6 protein-coding genes are annotated in these 4,519 nt (G+C 69.4%); 5 read left to right on the top strand and 1 reads right to left on the bottom strand.

What is annotated here, in order from left to right; all coding sequences use genetic code 11:
• Nucleotides 1-83 precede the first annotated feature (83 nt).
• Nucleotides 84-1,154: a citrulline utilization hydrolase CtlX gene (ctlX, locus tag JWN68_RS17770; RefSeq protein WP_297741418.1), complete on the bottom strand. Its 1,071-nt coding sequence runs from the start codon at nt 1,152-1,154 to the stop codon at nt 84-86.
• A 60-nt stretch (nt 1,155-1,214) separates the two neighbouring features.
• On the opposite strand from ctlX, the gene JWN68_RS17765 reads away from it, so the two are divergent.
• The 5 genes from JWN68_RS17765 (at nt 1,215) to JWN68_RS19455 (ending at nt 4,367) form a co-directional block, all read left to right on the top strand.
• Nucleotides 1,215-1,994 carry a ceramidase domain-containing protein gene (locus JWN68_RS17765; RefSeq protein ID WP_297741416.1) on the top strand — a complete coding sequence of 260 codons (780 nt, stop codon included), beginning with the start codon at nt 1,215-1,217 and terminating at the stop codon, nt 1,992-1,994.
• The gene (locus JWN68_RS17760; RefSeq protein WP_297741414.1) at nt 1,991-2,743 is read left to right on the top strand and encodes a hypothetical protein; all 753 of its coding nucleotides are present in this window, start codon (nt 1,991-1,993) and stop codon (nt 2,741-2,743) included. The genes JWN68_RS17765 and JWN68_RS17760 overlap by 4 nt, the downstream gene beginning before the upstream one ends.
• Nucleotide 2,744: 1 nt before the next feature.
• Nucleotides 2,745-3,242, top strand: a complete 498-nt coding sequence (locus tag JWN68_RS17755; RefSeq protein ID WP_297741412.1) for a macro domain-containing protein — start codon at nt 2,745-2,747, stop codon at nt 3,240-3,242.
• A 74-nt stretch (nt 3,243-3,316) separates the two neighbouring features.
• Entirely contained in the window at nt 3,317-4,213 is an 897-nt protein-coding gene (locus JWN68_RS17750; RefSeq protein ID WP_366519830.1) for a HAMP domain-containing sensor histidine kinase, read from the top strand.
• On the top strand, nt 4,188-4,367 hold the full coding sequence (locus JWN68_RS19455) for a DUF1059 domain-containing protein (protein WP_366519829.1): 180 nt from the start codon (nt 4,188-4,190) through the stop codon (nt 4,365-4,367). The genes JWN68_RS17750 and JWN68_RS19455 overlap by 26 nt, the downstream gene beginning before the upstream one ends.
• Nucleotides 4,368-4,519: the final 152 nt, after the last annotated feature.

Raw genomic sequence — 4,519 nt, 5'->3', positions numbered from 1 at the left:
GCGAGTAGGGCACGGCACTCAGCATGTCAGCCAGCCCATCGGCCGGCCCGTCGGCTGGCCCGTCGGCTGGCCCGTCGGCTGGCTCAGGCGTCGGCCAGAGCGGTGCCGGCGTGCTCCGACGTGGCGTCCGGCCCGTCGACGTACCTGCCGTCCGGGGTCACCGGGTTGTCCTCATTGATCGCCTCCACGGCCTCGGTCACGCCGACCTGCATCGCGGGCCGACGGCGGTCGAGGTGGATACCGGCGATCATGCAGCGCACGGAGCCGCCCGCCAGCTCGATGGTGGGGATGTCGACGGAGACGATCTCGCAGTGCTCCTCGATCACGGCGACCTGCTCGGGGCGCAGGCTCTGGTGGGCACGTGCCGACATGGCCATGATGTAGCCACGCTTGCCCTCCGACGTACGGCCGCAGAGCTCGACGGCGTTGCCGGCGAACTCGCGCACCTGGTGCTCCGTCAGCTCGATGACGGCGCGGCCGTTGACGGACAGGCGCTCGCGCACCTGCTCGCGACGCTGGACGTCGGGGATCATCTCCAGCGCGATCAGCGCGACCTCGGTGCCGACACAAGCGATGACGTTGGTGTGGTAGACGGGCACGCCGTGGGAGTCGACGGCGTCGAACGCCATCGGCTCGTAGTTGAAGTCCGCGCAGAAGCGTTCCAGGACGGCGATGTCGGCGCGGTGGCTCCGCGCCGTGTAGGCCACGCGTGAGATGTGGTCGAGCACCATCGCGCCGGTGCCCTCGAGAAAGACGCCGTCCGGCTCGAGGCCCGAGTAGTCGACGATCGTCTGCACGCGGTAGGTCGACTTGAGCATCTCGAGGACGTCGGACCGGCGCTCGTGGCGCCGGTTGGAGGCGTACATCGGGTAGACGGCGACGTAGCCGCCCGCGTGGGTGGAGAGCCAGTTGTTGGGGAAGACGCTGTCGGGCCGGGTGTGGTCCTCGTCATCGAAGACGTGCACCGTCACGCCGGTTCCGCGAAGAGCCTCGGCCAGGGCGTCCATCTCGGCCAGCGCCCGGGCCGACGTGGCGTCGTCGGACTGTCCCGCAGGCGCATCGGCCTGGAAGGCGTTGTCGGCGGCCGTGGCCGGATTGGGCGTGAACCGTTGGGCTCGGACCAGGATGACAGCGGCGGGGGCTTGGGCACTCACGCAGGGAATCTAGACCATCTCTCGCCGTGGTGTGATGTTCTCGTGCATCCCCTGCGGCCGGTGGCCATCACGGCCACGGTCGCGGCGCTGTCGGTCGGCCTGCTGGCGCTGGCGGTCGGCTACGGATGGCTCGGCCCGGACGTCGGACGCGGGGCGAACTTCTGCGAGGCCGCGCGCGCCGACGCGCTGGTCAGGCAACCGGCCAACACCTTCTCCAACGCGTCCTTCGTGCTCGCCGGGCTGCTGGTCGCGTGGCACGGGGGTCGAGCGGGCGCGTCCTCGCTGATGCCGCTCGGACTGCAGACGGCCTACGCGTCCGTGGTCGTCCTGCTGGGTCCCGCGTCGGCTGCCATGCACGCGACCCAGAGTTCGCTGGGCGGACACCTCGACCTGCTCAGCATGTACCTCATCGCCGGTTTTGCCGCGTCCTACGCGTGGGTCCGCTGGTTGCGTCGGGGTCCGGCGGCATTCGCCGGGGCGTACGCCGCATGCGTGCTCGTCTGCGAGCTGGTCGGACTGTGGCCGCGTCCCGTCCCGGTAGTCAACCACGCCGGCAACATCGGCTTCGGGGTCCTGTTGATCACCGCGGTCGCGCTGGAGACGCGGTTGTGGCGTCGGGGCCAGTCCAGACGGACCATCGGCTTCGGCATCGCAGCGCTGGGGTCCATGCTGGTCGCGTTCGGGATCTGGATCATGTCCCAGCACGGCTGGTGCGACCCGCACTCGTGGTGGCAGGGCCACGGCGCGTGGCACGCCCTGTGTGCCGTCGCGGCCTACTTCCTCTACCGGCTCTACGTCTCGGAGCGGCCCGGCATCGTCCGTGATGGGATCACGCCATGAAGACCTGGATCATCCTGGCGGCGATGGCCGCAGCGTTCAGCGGTCTCGGCGTCCTCCTGGCAGTGATCGCGCTCGCCACCGGCGAGTGGATCATGCTCGCGGGACTCATCTTCCTCGCAGTGGGCCTGGTGATGGCCGCCTTCGTGCCGGCCACGCGTCGCGAGCAGGACGCCAGCGGCGCCGAGCCGCCCGCGGAAGTCGCCGGGGTCGTGCCGTTCGAGCGCGTGGCCGAGCTGATCCGGGAGCGGCTGGCGGGTTCGCCCTACAGCGTCGCGCTGCAAGGTAGCCGGATCCTGGTGCACGCCGACCTGGCGGACGCCGAGTTCCTCGGGTGGGCGTCGGCGCACAAGGTCAAGGTCGTCCGCGGCCTCGAGGTCGTCGCGAAGGAGCCGGGGGTGGCCATCACCCGTGACTTCGAGCAGGACTTCGAGCTCAGCCTGGGGGTCGGACGCGTGACTGGCAGCGCTCGGGTGCAGTCGGGACGGAGCCGATCCTTCGAGCGACGGATCGAGTACGGCGTGGGCCCGGACATGAAGGTCGGCCGTCAGGTCGACGTCTGCTTCTCCTCCAAGGAGATCCAGGAGCCGGTCGACGCGGTCCTGACCGAGACCGGCTGGAAGGCCGGCTTCTGGTCCGCGCTGCCCGCCGAGGGCAAGGTGGGCGTCATCATGGCCGCCGTTGCCGGTGCAGGTGCCGTGGTCACGGTGGTCGTCCTCCTCATCGGCGCTGCCCTCGGCGGGTTCAGCTGACATGGCCCACGTCAGCGCCGTGCTCGGCGACATCACCACCCAGGACGTCGATGCCGTGGTCAACGCGGCCAACAACCGGATGCGCGGGGGTGGCGGCGTCGACGGCGCGATCCATCGTGCTGGCGGCCGCGCCGTCCTGGACGATTGCATCGCCCGCTTCCCTGACGGACTCGCGACGGGTGATGCCGGATGGACCACAGCGGGCGACATGCCGGCCCGCTGGGTGATCCACACGGTGGGCCCGATCTATCCGGGCGACCGGTCGCTCCTCGTGTCCTGCTACGAACGGTGCCTGGCCGTGGCCGACTCCTTGGGTGCGTCCTCGGTCGCCTTTCCGTTGATCAGCGCCGGTGTCTACGGGTGGCCCCTCGACGACGCCGTCCTGGCGGCGGTCACGACGTTGCGTACGACCGCGTCGTCGGTCGCCGAGGCACGAATCGTGGCCTTCAGCCCGGCCACGCTCGAGGTCGTCGAGGCGACGCTCGCGGCTGAGCAGTAGGAGCGCGTAGCGGGGAATCAACGTGAACGCCCGCCCGAGGTGCGCAGCACGGGGCACACTGGGAAGACGGCGGGGTGCGGAGGTCCCAGTGGAACGTCCACGACTTGTCCACGGAACGAGCGCCCCCCGATCTCCGAGTGGTGGCTGTGCGCGAGGTCCTTGCTGGCGAACGCGTGCCTGACGTCGCTCGTCGCCGCGAGATCGACGTCGCGGTGCTCCACCGGTGGGTGGCTGCCTTCCTTGACGCAGGGACGGCCGCCGTAACCAATCGACCCAGTGCCGACGACCATCGCCAGCGGGACCGGTTCCTGGCCGCGTTCGCCCACGAGACCCGGACACCCCTCACGACTGCGAGGGGATGGGTGGACCTGCTGCGCGAGGAGGAGGTGCCTCAGTCGATGCTCGCCCCGACCTCGGCCAAGCTCGACGATGCCCTCGCGCGCCTTGCCGAACGCACGCGCGACGTGGAGCTGATGGCTTCGGCGGCCCTCGGCCTGCTGCGACCCCGCGCGCGGTCGGTCTCGTTCGCCGAGCTGACAACCGGTCACGGGACGCCAGCTGCCTCGCGGGTACATGCCGCCACGAGGCTGGTCGTCGATCCCGATCTCATGCGACGGGTGCTGCGTGACCTGCGGCGAGCGGCCGAGCTGTCGCCCGAACCGGATGCGGTGGTCTGGGAGGCGCAGGAGATCGGGCCGTGGACAGAGCTGCGCGTGGTCCGGACGGGGTTGCCGATGGATCACAGCACGTTGCAGACCCTATTTGAACCGTTCGACCTCAACGACGACGGAAGCGGGATTACGATCGGCCTGTACCTGGCACGGGCTCTTGCGGTCGCTCACGGCGGAACCGTCGGTGTCCACCAGGACGAGGAATCGACCACGTTTTGGGTCCGGGTCCCGAAACTCCCCCCTCCCCCGAGGCGGTTGAGCATGGAGTCCTGTTGTGAAGTTCTCATTGTCCTGCGGTGACGTGGTGCCAGGTTGCGTCGCACGTTTCGAAAGCGACTCCAGGGACGACGTCCTCGGTCAGGTCGGCGCCCACGCCGTTGCCCACCACGGCATTACCGAGCTCACTCCTGACGTGCTGCGGTCGGTCGAGAGCAACATCGCTCTGTCCGCGTGATCGGTCGAGAGCCTCGTCGCTCTCTCCGCGCGATCTGACTTGCACGCGCCCTTTCGCGGGCCGCTTTCGGTCCACAATCTGCGGTGCGGACGTCTCTCTGGCCGTATGTGGATGACTCGAACAGGTGTTCGGCAATTGTTCGTAGAGTCCTG

This window comes from Nocardioides sp., assembly GCF_025964975.1.
GTDB lineage: Bacteria > Actinomycetota > Actinomycetes > Propionibacteriales > Nocardioidaceae > Nocardioides.
Note: the sequence above shows the minus strand (reverse complement) of the source record. Positions and strands in the feature narration are given on the sequence as shown.

What these genes read in the sequence shown, in the direction of transcription:
- JWN68_RS17760 (WP_297741414.1), top strand. Translation starts at nt 1,991, where the DNA reads ATGAAGACCTGGATCATCCTGGCGGCGATGGCCGCAGCGTTCAGCGGT.
- JWN68_RS17755 (WP_297741412.1), top strand. Translation starts at nt 2,745, where the DNA reads ATGGCCCACGTCAGCGCCGTGCTCGGCGACATCACCACCCAGGACGTC.